The sequence below is a fragment of the Variovorax sp. 05T418 genome (assembly GCF_056396385.1).
The window spans coordinates 106,908-125,099 of the sequence record NZ_JBFTLJ010000008.1 but is presented as its reverse complement, the minus strand read 5'-3'; the positions used below and the strand labels follow the sequence as shown (position 1 = coordinate 125,099).

Below are 18,192 nucleotides of genomic sequence, written 5' to 3'. Positions count from 1 at the left end.
AGGATCGCGCTGTGTCCGGAATTATGACCGCCAGCATTCAGAGGGGTTCCACGGAAACCAACACCAGTGTGAACCAGTTGCCAGCCACGCCATCGACAGAAGCGACCGAGGTCGCGTTCTCTTCCTATTCGCGCTTCGTCCAGCGCCTGCGCCGCAGGTATGCGGCCGAGCTTGCATTGCTTTCCCCTGGCGCGCCGCGGCGCGAGTCGATGTCGAAGGCCTACGAGGCACTGCGCGAACGCGGGGACGGCGTCGGCGATGCGCTGCGCATTGTGCGGCAGCTCGTGATGGAACGCCTGGTCACCCTCGATTGCGACGCCAACGCGCCGCTGGCCGTGGTGACCACCGCCGTGACCGAGCTCGCGGAATTCGCGCTCGACGTCGCCTGCCGCGACGCCTGCCAGGAACTCGACGCGGTGCACGGCGCGCCGCTCGGCCCCGAAGGCCAGCGCGCGCAGCTCTGGGTGGTGGGCATGGGCAAGCTCGGCGCGCGCGAGCTCAATGTGTCGAGCGACATCGACCTGATCTACCTGTACGACCTGGACGGCGAAACCCGCGGCGATGCCGACGGCCGCGGCCGCCTCTCCAACCAGGAGTATTTCTCGCGCGCCGTGAAGCGCATCTATGCGCTGGTGGGCGACGTCACCGAGCACGGCTTCGTGTTCCGCGTCGACCTTGCGCTGCGGCCGAACGGCAACTCCGGGCCCAGCGTGGTGTCGCTCGATGCGCTCGAGGAATATTTCCAGGTGCAGGGCCGCGAGTGGGAGCGCTTTGCCTGGATGAAGAGCCGGGTGGTCGCGCCGCGCGACATCGTTGCGGACGGCCTTGCGCAGGGCCTGCGCGCCACCGTGCTGCCCTTCGTGTTCCGCCGCTACCTGGACTACAGCGTGTTCGATTCGCTGCGCACGCTGCACCGGCAGATCCGCGAGCAGTCGGCCCGGCGCAGCGCGGGGCGGCCCGAGCGCGCCAACGACGTCAAGCTCTCGCGCGGCGGCATCCGCGAGATCGAATTCACCGTGCAGCTGCTGCAGGTGGTGCGCGGCGGCCAGTTCCCTGAGCTGCGCACCCGCCCCACGCTCGACGCCCTGCAGCGGCTCGCGCGCGCCGGCCTGATGCCGCAGGAAACCGCCGACACGCTGGCTGCGGCCTACGAATTCCTGCGCCGCGTGGAGCACCGCATCCAGTACCTGGACGACCAGCAGACCCACGTGCTGCCGGTGGCCGACGACGACCTGCGCTGGATCGCGCAGACCATGGGCTACGCCGGCTGCTGCCCCTTCCTCGAGCAGCTCGACACGCACCGCGAATTCGTGGCGCAGGAGTTCGACAAGCTGCTCGGCGGCGAGAAGCCCTGCAACGGCAAGTGCAACGGCAAGAAGGCTGCCGCCCCCGCCGACCTGGCCGACCTGCTCGGCGACCTGCCGCCGGCCTTTGCCGACCGCATCCGCAACTGGTGCGAGCAGCCCCGCGTGCTGGCGCTGCGCGAGGAAACGCGCGCACGGCTGCGCCAGCTGGTGCAGCGCACCGGGCAGTGGCTGAAGGAGCCCGACGGCGACGGCCCCGGCCAGACGCCGCGCCATGTCGATGCCGCGCTGCGCTGGGCCGACTGGATCGAGCCGCTCCTGCGGCGCGAGAGCTACCTGGCGCTGCTGGTCGAGCGGCCCGCGGTGCAGGAACGGCTGCTGCGGCTGCTGGGCGCCGCGAAGTGGCCGGCGCGCTACCTGATGCAGCATCCGGGCGTGATCGACGAGCTCGCGAGCGACGAAATGCTCTCGGGCCGTTTCATGGCGGCCGAGTTCGAGCGCGAGCTCGAGGCGCGCCACGCCTCGCTCAGCCGCACCGGCGAAGCCGACGAGGAGCGCCTGCTGAACCTGCTGCGCCACGCCCACCACGCCGAGGTGTTCCGCACGCTGGCGCGCGACGTGGACGGGCGGCTCACGGTGGAACAGGTGGCCGACGACCTGAGCGCGCTGGCCGACATCACGCTGCGCGTGACCGCCCATTGGTGCTGGCCGCACGTGCGCAACAGGCACCGCGAGCTGCCGCAGTTCGCCATCATCGGCTACGGCAAGCTCGGAGGAAAGGAACTGGGCTACGGCAGCGACCTCGACATCGTGTTCGTCTACGAGGACGACGACGAGCGCGCGGGAGAGGTCTATGCAGCCTACGTGCGCAAGCTGATCAACTGGCTCACTGTGAAGACGCGCGAAGGCGACCTGTTCGAGATCGACACCGCCCTGCGGCCGAACGGCAATTCGGGCCTGCTGACCACGAGTTTCGAAGCCTACGAGCGCTACCAGCTCGGACGCGGCAGCAATACGGCATGGACCTGGGAGCACCAGGCCATGACCCGTGCGCGCTTCGTGCTCGGCAGCACCGAGCTCGGCACGCGCTTCGACCAGGTGCGCGAGGCCGTGCTGGTGGCGCCGCGCGACCGCGAGGCGCTCAAGGCCGAGATCATCGCCATGCGCAACAAGCTGCGCGGCGCGCGGCCGGTGAAGGCCGATCGCTTCGACGTCAAGCACAGCCCCGGCGGCATGGTCGATGCCGAGTTCGCGGTGCAGTTCCTGGTGCTGTCGGCCTCGGGCGAGCATCCGGAGCTGGTTCCCAACGTCGGCAACATCGCGCTGCTGCTGCGCGCTGAAGAGGCCGGCCTGCTGCCCGCCGGCGTTGGCCGCAACGCCGCCGCGGCGTACCGCGAACTGCGCCGCGTGCAGCACCGCGCGCGCCTCAACGAAGAACCGACCCAGGTCACCCCGCCCGCACTGGCCGCCGAGCGCGACGCCATGCTGGCGCTATGGAAGGCGGTATTTGGCTGAGCGCGCACTCTCCTTTTCCACCCCCGCGCTGGCGGCCTGCGCGGTGGCCGTCGCCGTCCTCCTTGCGGGCTGCGCGAGCGGCACGCGCAGCGGCGGCGGCGCACTGAGCGGCCGCGACGGCCCGGGCAGCAACATCCCGTCCGACCTGGACCGCGTGCCCGACGCCGAGCCCCGCATCGAAGCCATCCGCGGCAGCGGCGGCACCAGCAAGCCCTACACGGTGCTGGGCCGGGCCTACCAGCCGATCACCGACGACCGGCCGTTCCGCGAATCGGGCATTGCCTCGTGGTACGGCCGCAAGTTCCACAGCGCCTCGACCGCCAGCGGCGAGCCCTACGACATGTACGCCATGACGGCCGCGCACAAGACGCTGCCGCTGCCCAGCTACGTGCGGGTGCGCAACCCGGCCAACGGGCGCGAGGTGATCGTGCGGGTGAACGACCGCGGGCCTTTTGTCGACGGCCGCATCATCGACCTGAGCTACACGGCGGCGCTCAAGCTCGACCTGCTGCGCGGCGTGGCGCCGGTGGAGATCGAGCGCATCACGAACGAGGACATCCGCACGGGCGCATGGCGGCGCGATGCGGGGACGGCCTATGCCTCGGCCTCGCAGGCGCCGCCGCAGCCCCAGCGCGTGGCGGCCGCGCCGGTGGCCGTGCCCTCGGCCTGGGTGGCGCCGGTGGCGATGAACGCTGCAGCACCGGCCTCGGCGACGCCGGTCGCGCCGCAAACGCCCATGGCATCCACGGCGCCCGACGACCGGGTCGCGCAGGCCGCACCGGCGCCCGAGCCGGAGGCCGCATCGCCGCGCCAGCCGATCATGGTCAGCGACCTGCCGCCGATGGCGCCGCTCACCGCGCCACCGCCGGCGCCGCGGGCCGCCGCATCGCAGGACTCTGCGCCCTCCTCCTCGCCCGCGGCCGCGGCCGCGGGCTTCTGGGTGCAACTCGGCGCCTTCCGCGAGCGCGATGGCGCCGAGAGCCTGCGCAGCCAGGCCGCGCGCGGACTGCCCACGCTGGCGCCGCAGCTGCGCGTGTTCAGCGAAGCCGGCACGCACCGCCTGCAGGCCGGGCCCTTCGCCTCGCGCAGCGAAGCCGGCGAGGCCGTCACGCAGCTGCGCGAGAGCCTGCGCATCGCGCCGATGGTGGTCGAGCGCCGCTGATTCAAGGCCTCAGGGCATCGCCTTGGCCGCCACCGGCAGGCGCATGCCCACACCCATGCGGTTCCACGCGTTGATCTGCGCAATCGCGATCGAGAGTTCGACGATCTCGAGTTCGCTGAAATGCGCCTGGAGCGCTTCGAACTCGGCGTCGCGGGCTTCGTGGTGGCCCGGCAGGCGCGTCAGCGTTTCGGCCCAGTCCAGCGCCGCGCGTTCGCGCTCGCTGAAGAAGCTCACTTCGCGCCAGGTGGCCAGGCTGTTGATGCGCTGCCAGTCCTCGCCCTGCTGGCGCAGGTCGCGCACGTGCATGTCGAGGCAGTAGGCGCAGCCGTTGATCTGCGAGACGCGGGCAAAGACGAGGTCGATCAGCACCTTGCCGAGGCTGGACGATTCGATGGCGCCGTTGACGGCGATCATGGCCTGGAAGGCCTTGGGGGCGATCTTGAACCAGGCGAGGCGAGGGGTGGTGGTGCTCATGGCGCGTACTCCAGGTGGTTGAGATGAAAAATCTGCTTGCTACCTGTTGAAGACGGGCCAGCCATCGGCCCTGTGACACGCCGCCGGAAAACTATTTCAGCGAATAGAGCTGCGCGATGCGCGCGAGCTTGTCGGGATTGCGCTGCACGCGCACGCGCACGATGCGCTCGTCCTCGATCTCGAAGGTCTGGGCCGATTCGAGCTCACCATCCAGAAAGCGCAACAGCCCCGGCTCGCCGTTGAGCTCCACCAGTTCCATGCGCACCGCGGCGCCCATGCGGCGCCAGAGCGCGAAGTACAGCTGCGCGAGCCGCTGGCTGCCGCGCAGGACCTTGCTGAAGCTCTGCACCTTGCCGCCGCCGTCGCCGATGAGCTCCACGTCTTCCGCCATCAGCGCCTTCAGCTCCTGCAGGCTGCCGCGTGCGGCCGCATCGGCAAAGGCGCGCAGCAGGCGCTGGTGGGTTTCGCGCGGCACCTGGAAGCGCGGGCGCGCCTCCTGCACCTGCGCCTTGGCGCGGTGCACCAGCTGCCGGCAGGCGGCTTCGCTCTTGCCGAGGGTGCGGGCCACCTCGTCGTAGTCGGCATCGAACACTTCGCGCAGCAGGAAGGCGGCGCGCGCCTCGGGCGCCAGGCGCTCGAGCACGGCCAGGAAGGCGACGGAGATGTTGTCGGCGCGTTCGAGCAGCTGCTCCGGGGTGTCCGGCCCGCCGGTCAGCGTGGGCTCGGGCATCCAGGCGCCGATGTAGTGCTCGCGCTGCACCTTGGCCGCGCGCAGCCGGTCGATCGAAAGACGGGTGACGACGGTGACCAGCCAGGCTTCGGCGCTACCGAGGGCGGCCTTGTCGGCCTCGTGCCAGCGCAGCCAGGCGTCCTGCACCACCTCTTCGGCTTCCGCGACGGAGCCGAGCATGCGGTAGGCGATGCCCTGCAGGCGGCTGCGGTGGCTGTTGAAGGCGAGGGTGGGATCGTCCATGCTCACAAGACGGGCGACCCACCGGGTTTGTGACAGGCGCTTATGCGCCCTGGTACTCGGGCCTGGGGCCGAGTGTGGCGGCCAGTTCCTTGCGGTAGCGGTTGAGCTCCTGCACCGTCTTGAAGCTGCGGTTCATCAGGAGGCTCAGGTTGTGCAGGATGCGCTCGCCGACCTTGCTTTCCCAGACCGCGTCGAACTTGATCTGCTTGTCCAGCCAATGCTCGAGCCAGTCGGGATCGGGCATGCGGCTCTGGATGGTGTCGTTGGGGAACAGCGCCTTGTTGACGTGCAGGTTGGTCGGGTGCAGCGCCTGGGCGGTGCGCCGCGCGCTGGCCATCAGCACGCCGACCTTGGTGAAGGCGGCGCGCGCCTCGTCGCCGAACTTTTCCATGGCGCGCTTCATGTAGCGCAGGTAGGCGCCGCCGTGGCGGGCCTCGTCCTGGCTCAGCGTGGTGTAGATGTGCTTGATGACCGGCTCGGTGTGCCACTGGGCGGCACGGCGGTACCAGTGGTTGAGGCGGATTTCGCCGCAGAAATGCAGCATCAGGGTTTCGAGCGGCGGGGCCGGGTCGAAGTCGAAGCGCACTTCGTGCAGCTCCTGCTCGGTGGGCGCATGCTGGGGGCTGAAGCGCTTGAGGTACTCCATGAGCACCAGCGAGTGCTTCTGCTCCTCGAAGAACCAGATCGACATGAAAGCCGAAAAATCGCTATCGTGGCGGTTGTCGCGCAGGAACATCTCGGTGGCCGGCAGTGCCGCCCACTCGGTGATGGCGTTCATCTTGATGGTCTGCGCCTGCTCTTCGGACAGCAGCGAAGCATCGAACGACTGCCAGGGAATGTCCTTGTCCATGTCCCAGCGGACAGATTCGAGTTGTCTGAAGAGTTCCGGATAAAGCATCAAAGTCTTTCTAAGGCCGTCGATTTTAGTCGGCTCGTTTGGCGCACCCATGACAGACGCGCGATGATGTGTGCATAAGCGCGGTCTTATGGCGCGAAATGCACACTTTTTTGTCTTCAGGAGCCCCCTTATGCGAATCCCTGCCGCCCTGGCCGCATGCCTTCTTGCCGCTGGCACAGCGGTCGCACAGGCCCCCTCTCCCAGCTCGTCTCCCAGCCCCACAGCCGCCCCATCCGCCCCGGCCGACGGCACCGCCGCTGCGGCCTGCCCGTCCACCCTGCAGCACACCTTCCCGCGGCTGCAGGACGAAAAACCCCAATCGCTGTGCCAGTACGCGGGCAAGGTGGTGCTGGTGGTGAACACCGCGAGCTTCTGCGGCTTTACCCCGCAATACAAGGGGCTGGAGGCACTGGACAGCAAATACCGCGCGCGCGGGCTGGTGGTGCTGGGCTTCCCGTCCAACGATTTCGCACAGGAATCGGGCTCGAACAAGGAAATTGCCGATTTCTGCGAAAGCACCTTCGGCGTGAAATTTCCGATGTTCGCGAAGTCGTCGGTGCGCGGCGCCAATGCCAACCCGCTGTTCAAGCAGCTGGCGCTGGCCTCGGGCACCACGCCGAAGTGGAATTTCTACAAATACCTGATCGGGCGCGACGGCAAGGTGGTGCAGGCCTGGTCCAGCATGACGGCGCCTGACGAGAGCGCCTTCGTCAAGGTCATCGAGAGCCAACTCGCGGCGGGCGGCTGAGGGCCTTGCCACCGTGAACTAACGGTCACAAACGTTTACCACTGGAGGGGGAACCGGGCTGGCACACTGTGCTCATAACGAACGAGGGCAGCACATGCCTTCCAGTTTTCATGTTGCGAGGTCTTCCAGGCGTCCAGTCTGGTCGAAATCCCGAGGCGATTCTTCTCCTCCTCCCTCCCTCCCTCCTTCGCGTCGGGGCGCCTCGCAGCATTTTTGTATTTCCCGCAACGGGCGGGGCGCGGCGGATGCCGGCGCCCTGAAACGAAAAAGGCGCCAGAGGCGCCTTTTTTCATGGTTGGGTGTCGATGAAGCTGGGCCGCAGCATCAGCTTGTCGTACAGCTTGGCCAGATTGGTGTGCTGGCTGCGCCAGTCGATCTCGGGAAAGCGCAGCCCCAGCCAGCCCAGCGCGCAGCCGACGGCGATGTCCGACAGGCTCAGGTGGATGCCGCTGCAAAAGGGCTTGTCGGCCAGCCCCTTGGCCATGGCGGCGATCCCGCCTTCGACCTTGGCGCGCTGGCGCTCGATCCAGGCGGCGCTGCGCTCGCCGTCGCTGCGGCCGGACCAGGTGGCTTCCAGGCGCCAGAGCACGCCGGCGTCCATGACGCCGTCGGCCAGCGCTTCCCAGGTCTTGACCTCGGCGCGCTCGCGGCCTTGCTGGGGGATCAGCTTGCCCACGGGGGACAGGGTGTCGAGGTATTCGACGATCACGCGCGAATCGAACATCGCGTCGCCGCCTTCCATGATGAGGCAAGGCACCTTCCCGAGGGGGTTGGAGTGCGCGATGGTGGTGTCGGCCGCCCAGACGTCCTCGATCACGAACTGGTAGTCGAGACGCTTTTCAGCCAGCACCACGCGCACCTTGCGCACATAAGGGCTGGCGGCCGATCCGATCAGTTTCATGAAAGCTCTCTCCCCTTGCATTGATGACGTTTGTTCATGGTCATTTTAGGGGAAGGGCCAAAGAGCGGGCCCCGATCCGTGGCAAACGTGCATCGGCGCCAAGCCACCTAAAATTCGGGGAATGAGCTTCTCCACCGTTTCCGCCCTCTCCCCACTTGATGGCCGCTATGCGGCCAAACTCGCGGCCTTGCGCCCGCTGATGAGCGAACAGGGCTACATGCACCGGCGCGTGCAGGTCGAAGTGGCGTGGTTCATCGCGCTGTCGGACTGCGGCTTTGCCGAATTCAAGCCGCTCACGGGCGGCGCCCGCAAGTACCTGCTGGGTCTGGTTTCGCACTTCTCCGAGGCCGACGCGCTGGCCATCAAGGACATCGAGAAGACCACCAACCACGACGTGAAGGCGGTCGAATACTGGATCAAGTCCAAGTTCGAAGCCCGCCCCGAGTTGCTGGCCGCCGCCGAATTCGTGCACTTTGCCTGCACCAGCGAAGACATCAACAACACCAGCCATGCGCTGCAGATCCAGGCCGCGCGCGAAAAGGTCATGCTGCCGGCCATCGACGGGCTGATTGCCAAGCTGCGCGAAATGGCGCACCAGTTCGCCGGCGTCTCGATGCTGTCGCGCACGCACGGCCAGACCGCGAGCCCCACCACCGTGGGCAAGGAAATCGCCAACGTGGCGGTACGGCTCTCGAAGGCGCGCGCGCAGATCGCTTCCGTGCAGCTGCTCGGCAAGATGAACGGCGCCGTGGGCAACTACAACGCCCACCTGGCGGCCTGGCCCGATTTCGACTGGGAGGCGTTCAGCCGCAAGGTCATCGAAACGCCGGCGCCGCTCGGCCTGGGCCTGAGCTTCCAGCCCTACAGCATCCAGATCGAGCCGCACGACTACATGGCCGAGCTGTTCGACGCGGTGGCGCGCGCCAACACCATCCTGATCGACTTCTCGCGCGACATCTGGGGCTACGTGAGCCTGGGCTACTTCAAGCAGCGGCTCAAGAAGGGCGAGATCGGCTCCTCGACCATGCCGCACAAGGTCAACCCGATCGACTTCGAGAATGCCGAAGGCAACCTGGGCCTGGCCAACGCGGTGCTGCGCCACCTGAGCGAGAAGCTGCCGATCAGCCGCTGGCAGCGCGACCTGACCGACAGCACGGTGCTGCGCAACATCGGCGTGGCCTTCGGCTATGCCACGCTGGCCTACGCGAGCCTGGCCACGGGCCTGGGCAAGCTGGAGCTCAACCAGGAAGCGCTGGCCGAAGACCTCGACGCCTCGTGGGAAGTGCTGGCCGAGCCGATCCAGACCGTGATGCGCCGCTTCGGCGTGCAGGGCGCCTACGAGCAGCTCAAGGAAGTGACGCGCGGCAAAACCGTGACGGCCGAGGCGCTGCACGGCCTGATCCGCTCGCTCGACATTCCCGAAGCGGAAAAGGAACGCCTGCTGGCCATGACGCCCGCGAGCTACGTGGGCAAGGCGGCGGAGCTCGCCAGTAGAATCTAGCCTCCCCGCACGCCGATGCAGCAGCCGCCCGAGGGCGGCTGTTTTCTTCGTGCCACGCCCCCTTTTCAGCCAACGCGCCCTCGGCGGCGCGCCAGCCAACAACCAGGCGGGGCTTTTTCGACGCCCCTGTTGTCCATGCTGCGCGCATCCCTGAGACGCCTCTGGCTCAAGATTCACCGCTGGATCGGCCTTTCGCTCGGTCCGGTCCTGGCCCTCACGGCCCTGCTTGGCGCCGTGCTGGTGGTGGCCTTGCCGATCGACCGCGAAGCGCATCCCGCGCTCTTCGTCGCGCGCAGCGCGGCCGATGCGGGAACGGGGACGCCCGCGCTGCCGCTCGAACCGCTGCGCCAGCGCCTCGTGGCCGAGTTCGGCCCCGACACCACCTTCACGCTGCGCCCGCCGCGCAGCCCCGGCGAAACGCTCTGGGTGTACGTGCGCGGGCCCTGGGACGGCACGCTCTACCTCGACCCCGCGACCGGCGCGGAGCAAGGCCGACGCGGCTCGCACGAAGGCGCCTACAACCTGCTCTTCGAGCTGCACAGCAGCCTGCTGCTGGAAGACACGGGCAAGGGCATCCTGGCCTTCGTGGCGCTGGCCTATCTTTTCCTGCTGGTCACCGGCCTGGTGCTCTGGTGGCCCGCGCGCTGGCCGCCGTCGCTGCGCATCTCGCTGAACCGCGGCCTGCTGCGCGGGCTGTTCGACCTGCACCGCACCGGCGGCGCGGTGCTCGGGCTGCTGATCGCGGTGTCTGTCTCCACGGGCGCCTACATGGCCTGGCGGCCGCTCGGCGGCTTCATTTCCGCCGCCATGGGCCAGGAGGTGGTCAAGCCGCCCGTGGTTCCCAAGGGGCCCGCAACAGGTCCGCGGCTCCCGCTCGACGAACTGGTGGCCCGCGCGCAGAGCGTGTTCCCAGGCCAGCCGATCGGCTATGTGCAGGTGCCGGCCAGGCCGAACCGCCCGATGCGCGTGCGCTTCCGGCTGGCCGACGATCCGCATCCGAACGGCATCAGCTCCGTCTGGCTGCATCCGCTGACCGGCGAGGTGCTGGCGGTGCGCCGCTGGCAGGACCTGGACGCCGGCAACGGCGCGGTGGTGGTGATCTATCCGCTGCACACCGGCGTGCTGGGCGGGCCGGTGCACCAGGCGGTCACCATGCTGCTCGGGCTGGCGCTTGGCGGGCTGGGCCTGAGCGGGATCTGGCTCTGGTGGCGGCGCCGGCGCGCGGCGGCCGCGGCCCGCGGCATCGCGCTTTCGGCCGGCAACCGCACCACGTCCTGAGCCGGACGCCCCGCAGCTTTCGATTTCTATTGGTATCCGAGGAGAAGCCTTGTTCAAGCAAAAGAAGTGCGCCGCACTGGTCATGGCGCTGTTCCCCATCACTTCCAGAGCCTGGCGGCCGAAGCCGAGCCAGCCGGTGCCGCATCCGGCGCGAAATCGCTGGAGGCGGTGACCGTCACCGGCGACTGGCTCGGCACGCCCAGCGAGACCAAGGTGCTCGAGCACCCGGGCGCGCGCAGCATCATCGAGCGCACGCAGATCCAGGAAAGCGGCGCCACCAGCGTGCGCGAGGCGCTGCGCCAGGTTCCCGGCGTGCAGGTGCAGGAGAGCAACGGCACGGGCGGCAGCGACATCTCGCTCAACGTGGGCGTGCGCGGCCTCACCTCGCGGCTGTCGCCGCGCTCGACCATCCTGCTGGACGGCGTGCCGCTGGCCTATGCGCCCTACGGCCAGCCGCAGCTGTCGCTGGCACCGTTGTCGCTCGGCAGCCTGGAAGCGGTCGACGTGGTGCGCGGCGCGGGCTCGGTGCGCTACGGCCCGCAGAACGTGGGCGGCATCATCAACTTCGTGACGCGCTCGATTCCCAAGCAGTTCGCGGGCGAAGTGAGCGTGGGCGTGGAAGGCGCGGGCCATGGCGGCGGCACCAAGACTTCGCCCAGCCTGTTCATCGGCGGCACCAACGAGAACGGCCTGGGCCTGGCGCTGCTGTATTCGGGCACGCACGGCGACGGCTTTCGCCGGAGCAACGACCACACCAGCATCGACGACCTGATGCTCAAGGGCGCCTACCGCCTGTCGAAGACCGACGACATCGCGGTGACGCTGCATCACTTCGAGGGCAAGGGCCGCATGCCGGGCGGGCTGACCACCGCGCAGTTCGCGGCCGACCCGTTCCAGTCGGACCGCCCGTTCGACGAATTCACGGGACGCCGTACCGACGGCTCGGTCAAGTACACGCACGACGACGGCGTGAACAAGTTCGAGATGCTGAGCTACTACACGGACTCCTACCGCAGCAGCTACCTCGAGCAGGAAGGCACCGGCGCCAACACGGGCCGGCGGCGCCTGACCTCCGCGCCGCGCAACTACAAGACCTACGCCTTCGAGCCCCGCTACTCGCGCCTGATCGACTCGGGCAGCGTGGTGCAGGAGATCAGCGTCGGCGCGCGCTACCTCAAGGAAGAGGCCTCCGAGGTGGCGACGCGCAGCGGCTACTACCAGCCGCGCCCGGGCTTCGACGCCTACGCGCTCGCCCAGCCGGCCTACCAGTCGAGCAAGGGCGGCACCACCGCCCATGCGGTCTACATCGACGACCGCATCGATTTCGGCAACTGGACGGTCACGCCCGGCGTGCGCTACGAATCGATCCGCTCGCACAACGACGTCTTCACGCTGGCCAACGGCCGGGTCACCGGCGCGAACTATCCGAAGATCGACTCCAACGAAGTGCTGCCGACGCTGTCGGTGCTCTACCGCATGAACGAGCGCTGGTCGGTGTTCGCGAACGCCGGCGTGTCGTTCGGGCCGCAGCAGTATGCGCAGCTCGCACAGTCCACCAGCGGCCTGCACCCCGAGAAGGCCAAGACGTACGAGATCGGCACGCACTACAAGGGCGAGGCCTGGAGCGGCGAGCTCACGCTGTTCAACATCAACTTCGACAAGGAACTGCTGCTGGCCCGCTCCATCACCGGCGACGTCGGCCAGTGGACCGACCTGGGCGCCACGCGGCACCGCGGCCTGGAGTCGGCGCTGCGCTACCAGCTCGGCAGCCTGAGCGATTCGCTCAAGGGCCTGTCGGTGTCGGCCACCTACACCTACACGCAGGCGATTGCCAAGGCCGGGGCCTTTGCCGGCCGCGACCTGCCCTTCTACTCGCGCCAGGTGGCCACGCTCGGCGCGCGCTACGAGCGCGGGCCCTGGACCTTCAATGCCGACGTGTACGCGCAGTCGAAGCAGCGCTCGCCGGGCTCGCCAGACGACGGCGCGCAGTACATCACGCTGGAAGACCCGAACGGCCGGCTCGGCAACATTCCGGGCTACGCCACCATGAACCTGCGCGCGGCGTACGACTTCGGCCCCTCGATGAGCAACCTGAAGCTCGCCGTCGGCATCAAGAACCTGTTCGACCGCCGCTACTACAACCGCTCGGTCGACAACAACGGCGGCAAGTACGTGGGCCAGCCGCGCACGGTGTACCTGCAGGCCTCGGTGGCGTTCTGACGCGGCCCGTGGGGGCGCATACACTCGCGCACCCATGGCCCTCAAATCCACCATCTTCAAGGCCGCCCTCGCGGTGGCCGACATCGACCACGGCTACTACGCCGACCATGCGCTGACCCTGGCGCGCCACCCGAGCGAGACCGACGAGCGGATGATGATCCGGCTCGTCGCGCTCGCGCTCAACGCGCACAAGCTGCAGGACGTGTGCAACGGCGACGGCACGCTGGCCTTCGGCGCGGGCCTGTCGAACGTGGACGAGCCCGATGTCTGGCTGCGCGACTTCACGGGCGAGACCAAGCTGTGGATCGAGGTCGGCCAGCCCGAGGACAAGCCCGTCATCAAGGCCTGCGGCAAGGCGGACGAGGTGATCGTCTACTGCTTCAACCACGCCGCCGAGATCTGGTGGCGCGGCATCGAGAACAAGCTCACGCGCCCGCAGAACCTGCAGGTCTACCGGGTGCCGACCGAGGCCTCGCAAGCGCTGGCCGCGCTCGCGCAGCGCAGCATGCAGCTGCAGGCGACGATCCAGGAGAACACGCTGACGCTGGGCGACGGCACCCACAGCATCGACGTCGAACTGCTGCGCTGGAAGTAGCCTCAGGCCACCGGCATCATCGCGCCGCAGTGCCAGCACTGCTCGAAGCCGCCTTCGATGCGCTCGCCGCAGGCGCACTGCCAGTTGCGCTGCGGCCGGTGCTGGGCCGCATGCAGCACCTGCTGCGCGCGCTCGAACTGGGTTTCGTCGTCGATCCAGATCTCGGGCAGGCACTGGTCGGGCGGCAGCTGGCCCATGACGGCGCCCAGGTATTCGCGCTGCACCGTCGCCTCCACGCCCTCCTCCCGCAGCGCATGCACCCACAGCGCGGCAATCGCGAGGTTCGGAGCCTGGGCAAGGCGGCGCATGGGGCGGCCTCTTTCAGGGCGTGTCGTCGGGGCCGAGGGGCTCGGCGGGATCGCCCGGCCACTGCGGCGGCTCGGCCTCGCGTGCCCGCTCGGCGTACTTGTTGAAGCGCCAGGCCGAGTCTTCCATGGTGATGCGGCGCCAGGTCACGCGCTTTTCGGCCGGCGTCATGGCGGGCCAGTGCTGCACCTCGTCGAAGCTGCGCCCGCAGCCCTTGCACTGGTCGTCGCCCTGGCTGGTGGAGCAGATGGCAATGCAGGGGGTGTCGGGCGTGCTGTGGTACCAGTCGAGCCAGGCGGCCCAGGCTTTTTCAGGGAAGCCGACCTCGTCGACCTCGTCCTCGTGGTGGAACACCATGAGCGCGTAGACCTCGGCCAGCGCGCGCAACTCGGGCGCCAGCGTGATGCCGTCGGGCGAGGGGCTCTTCTCCCGCCAATGGTTGATGGCGGCCTCGATGTCGGTGATGTGAATGGCGGCCATGAAGAGAGAAAAAACAGCGAGCCGGCGATCATAGTCCGGCAATGTCCCGCGTCAGTCGAAGGTTATATGTGCTACCAAACACATAGCGACAAAGCCATTAGCCACAAGGCTTTCGAGAGCATTCCTTTTGAAGCTCGGTAATTTCGAGGTTGCCAGAACGGGGTTTGCAATGCTCTAATTCTCCCCACGAAGGGGAGTAGCTCCCAGCCGCCGTGCACCACGGCGGCATCGACAGGTCGTCAATACGAAGCACAACACTTCCGGCCTGTTGGACAACACGTGCCTCAGGGCGCGCGCTGTCGAGCAAGACCTTCGATTTGAACCTGCGCAGGTTTGGTCGAAGCGTTCCTGAATCCCCGGTCATCGCCCGGTCTTCGCCATCGCTTCGGCCTACCCGCACGGGATGGATCGAAATGCAACGCATGCGCCGGACCGCCGCCATCCAGCCCAGGATGGACGGGCCGCGCGAAGACAAGAGGAACCTATGGAACAGTTCATGACCCCGGAATTCTGGGTCGCGGTCGGTCAGATCATCATGATCGACATCCTGCTCGGCGGCGACAACGCCGTCGTCATTGCCCTGGCCTGCCGCAAGCTGCCGCCCGCGCAACGCACCAAGGGCATTCTCTGGGGCACGGCCGGCGCCATTGCGCTGCGCGTGATATTGATCTTCTTTGCGCTCACGCTGCTGGCCATTCCGTTCCTGAAACTGGTCGGCGCCGCACTGCTGTTGTGGATCGGCATCAAGCTGCTGGCGCCCGACCATGACGACGCGCACGGCAACATCCAGAGCAGCGACAAGCTGTGGGGCGCGGTCAAGACCGTGATCGTGGCCGACCTGGTGATGAGCGTGGACAACGTGATTGCGATTGCCGGCGCCGCGCAAGGCGCCGGCCAGGCCCATCAGATGCCGCTGGTGATCTTCGGCCTGCTGGTGAGCATTCCGATCATCGTCTGGGGCAGCCAGCTGGTCATCAAGCTGATGGACCGCTTCCCGATCATCATCACGCTCGGCGGCATGCTGCTGGGCTGGATTGCCGGCACCATGGCGGTGTCCGATCCCGCGCTGTCGAACACCGCGGCCTGGACCTGGGTGCCGAAGCTGCCGCAGACCGATACCATCCGGTACGCCGCAGGCATTGCCGGCGCGCTGCTGGTGCTGGCCGTCGGCAAGTGGGTGGCCATGCGCCAGGCCCGCCAGAAGCCGGCCGAAGCCGCAACGTCGTCGAGCTGACGGCCCTTCCCCCGCGCCCGGTCTTAGCCAAGCCACTCTCATTACTTGAAGGAGCACCCATGGAAAAGGTCATTCTGTACGTCGACGACGCCGGCTATGCGGCCGAGCAGTTCGCCGAGCTTGCCCCCGACGCCAGCAGCGTCGTGGCTCGCCACTGGGTGCTCGTGGCCTGCGCTCCGCGCATGACGCACCGCATCAGCAAGTGGGTGAGCCACAGCGCGCGCGAGAACTGGCGCGCCAAGTGGTTCAGCAAGGTGCAGGCGCAATTGCTGCCGCTGCTCGAGCGCAATGGCGGCCAGGTGACGCCGGTGCTGGCCAAGGGCCCGCTGGCCGACCTGACGCAGCAGCTCAAGCGCGAGCATTCGGCCACGCTGGTGGTCGATGCGCGCCGCCCCAAGATCGGCGTCGACCTGGAGCCGGTCACGCCCGAACAGGCGCCCGCGCGCCAGTCGGGCTGGGCCTTTCCGGGCGCCGTGATGGGCATGGGCGCGCTGCTGGTGCTTGCGAACGAACTGGCCGAATAACCGCGCAACCCCGTCCCTGACGAGCCCCGGTGCGGCAACGCCCCGGGGCTCGTTGTTTTGGGGGCTCTGGGGTATCCTGCGCCGCATGCGCATCATCATCAAATGGCTGCTCAGCGCTGTGGCGCTGCTGGCGGTGGCTTATCTCTACAGCGGTGTCCAGGTTGCCAGCTTCGGCTCCGCGCTGATTGCCGCGGCCGTCATCGGCCTGCTCAACATGGTCGTGCGGCCGGTGCTGGTGGTGCTGACGCTGCCGGTCACCATCGTCACGCTCGGGCTGTTCCTGTTCGTGATCAACGCACTGCTGTTCTGGGCCGCATCGGGCCTCTTGTCCGGCTTCCAGGTCAGCGGCTTCGTGGCGGCGCTGATCGGCTCGCTGATCTATTCGCTGCTGGGCCTGGTGATCGAAGCCGCGCTGGGCGGGCTGCTCTCCAAGGGCTGAACCGGCGCTTTTCGCGCTGCCCGGCTCACCTCACTTCAGCGGCGGCTCCTCGGCTTGCCGCTTCACCAGCACCTCCACGGCCCGCGCGCGGGTGTCGATGATCGACGCCTCGTAGTGGTCGACCGGCGCGCCGGGCTTGCGCATCAGCTCCTGCGCGGCCTTGAGGCGGTCGCGTGCGGCCGGATAGTCGAGGATGGCCACGTTGGCCTCGGCATCGGCGCGCACCGCGCGCACCGAATCGTTCTGCGCGCCGTACAGGTTGGCCAGGGCCCGCCACGCGGTGGCGTCGCGCGGGTTCGTGGCCACCCAGTCGCGCAGCACCGGCACCAGGGGCGCGGGCTGGCGCGTGGCCACGGCAGCATCGGCCGCGAGCAGCATCTCGGGCCGCTCCTTCGACTTGGCATCGAGCAGGCTCGCGGCCTTGGAGGCGCCGCCGCCGGCCAGCTCGATCTCGGCATGGAGCCAGCGCGCCAGCCTGGCGGCGGAGGCGTCGTCGGCGGTGCGCGCGGTCAGCCGCTCGGCCATGGCGCGCGCGGCCCGGAAGTCGCGCAGTTCCTTGGCCGACAGCGCGGCCGCGTAGAGCGTGCCGGCCTGCTGGGCCGCGCTGCTCTTGGCGAATTCGCCGGTGGAGGCCGCATCGACCCACAGCCGCAGCACGTCGACGCCCGGCCGCGTGAGCACGCGGGCGCGCGCGGCGATCATGGCGTGGTCCATGGCCAGCGGCATGGCCGGGGCGGTATCGAGGCGGAACTGGAAGCGCCCCTGCATGTCCGAGATGCGCTCCGACGTGAGCGGGTGGCTGCGCAGGTAGGGGTAGGAGCCGTTGTCGTTCAGGCGCGAGGCGTACTGCAGCTTTTCGAACATGGCGGCCGCGCCCTGCGGCGCGAAGCCGGCCTGCGTCATCACGCCAAAGCCGACGCGGTCGGCCTCGCGCTCCATGTCGCGCGAGAAGCTCAGCTGGTTCTGCATGAACAGCGCCTGGCTGCCCATCATCACGGCCTGGCCCGCATCGGCGTTGCGGCTCTTGCTGGCCGCGATCATGCCGAGGATCAGGCCGGCCAGCATCAGCGGCATCTGCTTGCCCTGCTGGTTCATGATGCGCGAGATGTGGCGCTGCGTGACGTGCGACAGCTCGTGCCCGAGCACCGTGGCCAGCTCGTCGCGGCTGCCCACCGTGGCAATCAGCCCCATGTTCAGGCCCAGGTAGCCGCCCGGCAGCGCAAAGGCATTGATGTTGCGGTCGCGCCCCAGCAGGATGGTCCAGGCAAAGCGCTCGTCGAGCTCGGGCGTGAGCTCGCCGCGCTGGCGGGCGGCGGCCAGCAGGCGCTGCCAGATGTCCTGCACGTAGGCGGCGATCACCGGGTCGTCGATGTAGTCGGTGTCGCGGTAGAGCTCGCGCGCAATCTGGTCGCCCAGCTGGCGCTCGGCACTGGCGGTCATTTCGCCGCCGTCGCCCAGGCCCGGCAGCACCTGCATCTGGGCGCGGGCCGGTACCGGCAGCAGGATCTGGCACGCTATTAAAACGGTAGCGCAGAGCGACCGCAGTGCGGGCGCGGCGGAAGTCTTTTTGGTGGCAAAGGGAGTCAAGCGCGGCATTCCTCGTCCATGGCTCGGGCTCGTATGATGCACCTCCACACCGA

Annotated in this window: 17 protein-coding genes; 10 read left to right on the top strand and 7 right to left on the bottom strand. The window is 68.3% G+C overall.

Annotated features, from left to right (window positions below; genetic code table 11):
- Positions 1-23: 23 nt before the first annotated feature.
- Both glnE and AC1DMS_RS17705 read left to right on the top strand, forming a co-directional pair.
- Entirely contained in the window at positions 24-2,819 is a 2,796-nt protein-coding gene (gene glnE / locus AC1DMS_RS17710; RefSeq protein ID WP_478181537.1) for a bifunctional [glutamate--ammonia ligase]-adenylyl-L-tyrosine phosphorylase/[glutamate--ammonia-ligase] adenylyltransferase, read from the top strand.
- Positions 2,812-3,981 carry a septal ring lytic transglycosylase RlpA family protein gene (locus tag AC1DMS_RS17705; protein ID WP_478181536.1) on the top strand — a complete coding sequence of 390 codons (1,170 nt, stop codon included), beginning with the start codon at positions 2,812-2,814 and terminating at the stop codon, positions 3,979-3,981. The genes glnE and AC1DMS_RS17705 overlap by 8 nt, the downstream gene beginning before the upstream one ends.
- 9 nt (positions 3,982-3,990) lie before the next feature.
- Here AC1DMS_RS17705 and AC1DMS_RS17700 read toward each other — a convergent pair whose 3' ends face one another.
- The 3 genes from AC1DMS_RS17700 to AC1DMS_RS17690 all read right to left on the bottom strand — a co-directional run bounded on the left by AC1DMS_RS17700 (position 3,991) and on the right by AC1DMS_RS17690 (position 6,326).
- A complete protein-coding gene (locus tag AC1DMS_RS17700) occupies positions 3,991-4,455 on the bottom strand; it encodes a carboxymuconolactone decarboxylase family protein (RefSeq protein ID WP_307593317.1) in 465 nt (154 codons plus the stop codon).
- A gap of 91 nt (positions 4,456-4,546) precedes the next feature.
- Complete coding sequence (locus AC1DMS_RS17695) at positions 4,547-5,428, bottom strand: RNA polymerase sigma-70 factor (protein WP_018903522.1); 882 nt, start codon at positions 5,426-5,428, stop codon at positions 4,547-4,549.
- Between the two features lie 40 nt (positions 5,429-5,468).
- Complete coding sequence (locus tag AC1DMS_RS17690) at positions 5,469-6,326, bottom strand: ferritin family protein (protein ID WP_015867903.1); 858 nt, start codon at positions 6,324-6,326, stop codon at positions 5,469-5,471.
- Between the two features lie 130 nt (positions 6,327-6,456).
- On the opposite strand from AC1DMS_RS17690, the gene AC1DMS_RS17685 reads away from it, so the two are divergent.
- The gene (locus AC1DMS_RS17685) at positions 6,457-7,074 is read left to right on the top strand and encodes a glutathione peroxidase (protein WP_155736565.1); all 618 of its coding nucleotides are present in this window, start codon (positions 6,457-6,459) and stop codon (positions 7,072-7,074) included.
- Positions 7,075-7,363: 289 nt separating this feature from the next.
- Here AC1DMS_RS17685 and AC1DMS_RS17680 read toward each other — a convergent pair whose 3' ends face one another.
- A complete protein-coding gene (locus AC1DMS_RS17680; protein WP_015867905.1) occupies positions 7,364-7,975 on the bottom strand; it encodes a glutathione S-transferase N-terminal domain-containing protein in 612 nt (203 codons plus the stop codon).
- Positions 7,976-8,096: 121 nt separating this feature from the next.
- Here AC1DMS_RS17680 and purB point away from each other — a divergent pair, with 121 nt between their 5' ends.
- From purB to AC1DMS_RS17660, 4 genes are all read left to right on the top strand, one after another.
- Positions 8,097-9,476: an adenylosuccinate lyase gene (gene purB / locus AC1DMS_RS17675; RefSeq protein WP_307593315.1), complete on the top strand. Its 1,380-nt coding sequence runs from the start codon at positions 8,097-8,099 to the stop codon at positions 9,474-9,476.
- Between the two features lie 135 nt (positions 9,477-9,611).
- Positions 9,612-10,754: a PepSY-associated TM helix domain-containing protein gene (locus AC1DMS_RS17670; RefSeq protein ID WP_478181535.1), complete on the top strand. Its 1,143-nt coding sequence runs from the start codon at positions 9,612-9,614 to the stop codon at positions 10,752-10,754.
- 66 nt (positions 10,755-10,820) lie between these two features.
- A complete protein-coding gene (locus AC1DMS_RS17665) occupies positions 10,821-12,974 on the top strand; it encodes a TonB-dependent receptor family protein (RefSeq protein WP_478181534.1) in 2,154 nt (717 codons plus the stop codon).
- A 34-nt stretch (positions 12,975-13,008) separates the two neighbouring features.
- On the top strand, positions 13,009-13,569 hold the full coding sequence (locus AC1DMS_RS17660; protein ID WP_028254001.1) for a YaeQ family protein: 561 nt from the start codon (positions 13,009-13,011) through the stop codon (positions 13,567-13,569).
- A gap of 2 nt (positions 13,570-13,571) precedes the next feature.
- Here AC1DMS_RS17660 and AC1DMS_RS17655 read toward each other — a convergent pair whose 3' ends face one another.
- Both AC1DMS_RS17655 and AC1DMS_RS17650 read right to left on the bottom strand, forming a co-directional pair.
- Positions 13,572-13,877 (bottom strand): putative signal transducing protein, encoded by a 306-nt coding sequence (locus AC1DMS_RS17655; RefSeq protein WP_015867910.1) that lies wholly within the window; start codon positions 13,875-13,877, stop codon positions 13,572-13,574.
- Positions 13,878-13,890: 13 nt separating this feature from the next.
- On the bottom strand, positions 13,891-14,355 hold the full coding sequence (locus AC1DMS_RS17650; protein ID WP_062363969.1) for a DUF3717 domain-containing protein: 465 nt from the start codon (positions 14,353-14,355) through the stop codon (positions 13,891-13,893).
- 484 nt (positions 14,356-14,839) lie between these two features.
- Here AC1DMS_RS17650 and AC1DMS_RS17645 point away from each other — a divergent pair, with 484 nt between their 5' ends.
- From AC1DMS_RS17645 to AC1DMS_RS17635, 3 genes are all read left to right on the top strand, one after another.
- Complete coding sequence (locus AC1DMS_RS17645; protein ID WP_018903516.1) at positions 14,840-15,589, top strand: TerC family protein; 750 nt, start codon at positions 14,840-14,842, stop codon at positions 15,587-15,589.
- 59 nt (positions 15,590-15,648) lie between these two features.
- A complete protein-coding gene (locus tag AC1DMS_RS17640) occupies positions 15,649-16,113 on the top strand; it encodes a hypothetical protein (protein ID WP_018903515.1) in 465 nt (154 codons plus the stop codon).
- Positions 16,114-16,198: 85 nt separating this feature from the next.
- Positions 16,199-16,552 (top strand): phage holin family protein, encoded by a 354-nt coding sequence (locus AC1DMS_RS17635; RefSeq protein ID WP_015867914.1) that lies wholly within the window; start codon positions 16,199-16,201, stop codon positions 16,550-16,552.
- A 30-nt stretch (positions 16,553-16,582) separates the two neighbouring features.
- Here AC1DMS_RS17635 and AC1DMS_RS17630 read toward each other — a convergent pair whose 3' ends face one another.
- Entirely contained in the window at positions 16,583-18,148 is a 1,566-nt protein-coding gene (locus tag AC1DMS_RS17630) for a M48 family metalloprotease (protein WP_478181533.1), read from the bottom strand.
- Between the last annotated feature and the right edge of the window lie 44 nt (positions 18,149-18,192).

What these genes read in the sequence shown, in the direction of transcription:
- glnE (WP_478181537.1), top strand. Translation starts at nt 24, where the DNA reads ATGACCGCCAGCATTCAGAGGGGTTCCACGGAAACCAACACCAGTGTG.
- AC1DMS_RS17700 (WP_307593317.1), bottom strand. Translation starts at nt 4,455, where the DNA reads ATGAGCACCACCACCCCTCGCCTCGCCTGGTTCAAGATCGCCCCCAAG.
- AC1DMS_RS17695 (WP_018903522.1), bottom strand. Translation starts at nt 5,428, where the DNA reads ATGGACGATCCCACCCTCGCCTTCAACAGCCACCGCAGCCGCCTGCAG.
- AC1DMS_RS17690 (WP_015867903.1), bottom strand. Translation starts at nt 6,326, where the DNA reads ATGCTTTATCCGGAACTCTTCAGACAACTCGAATCTGTCCGCTGGGAC.
- AC1DMS_RS17685 (WP_155736565.1), top strand. Translation starts at nt 6,457, where the DNA reads ATGCGAATCCCTGCCGCCCTGGCCGCATGCCTTCTTGCCGCTGGCACA.
- AC1DMS_RS17680 (WP_015867905.1), bottom strand. Translation starts at nt 7,975, where the DNA reads ATGAAACTGATCGGATCGGCCGCCAGCCCTTATGTGCGCAAGGTGCGC.
- purB (WP_307593315.1), top strand. Translation starts at nt 8,097, where the DNA reads ATGAGCTTCTCCACCGTTTCCGCCCTCTCCCCACTTGATGGCCGCTAT.
- AC1DMS_RS17670 (WP_478181535.1), top strand. Translation starts at nt 9,612, where the DNA reads ATGCTGCGCGCATCCCTGAGACGCCTCTGGCTCAAGATTCACCGCTGG.
- AC1DMS_RS17660 (WP_028254001.1), top strand. Translation starts at nt 13,009, where the DNA reads ATGGCCCTCAAATCCACCATCTTCAAGGCCGCCCTCGCGGTGGCCGAC.
- AC1DMS_RS17655 (WP_015867910.1), bottom strand. Translation starts at nt 13,877, where the DNA reads ATGCGCCGCCTTGCCCAGGCTCCGAACCTCGCGATTGCCGCGCTGTGG.
- AC1DMS_RS17650 (WP_062363969.1), bottom strand. Translation starts at nt 14,355, where the DNA reads ATGGCCGCCATTCACATCACCGACATCGAGGCCGCCATCAACCATTGG.
- AC1DMS_RS17645 (WP_018903516.1), top strand. Translation starts at nt 14,840, where the DNA reads ATGGAACAGTTCATGACCCCGGAATTCTGGGTCGCGGTCGGTCAGATC.
- AC1DMS_RS17640 (WP_018903515.1), top strand. Translation starts at nt 15,649, where the DNA reads ATGGAAAAGGTCATTCTGTACGTCGACGACGCCGGCTATGCGGCCGAG.
- AC1DMS_RS17635 (WP_015867914.1), top strand. Translation starts at nt 16,199, where the DNA reads ATGCGCATCATCATCAAATGGCTGCTCAGCGCTGTGGCGCTGCTGGCG.
- AC1DMS_RS17630 (WP_478181533.1), bottom strand. Translation starts at nt 18,148, where the DNA reads ATGCCGCGCTTGACTCCCTTTGCCACCAAAAAGACTTCCGCCGCGCCC.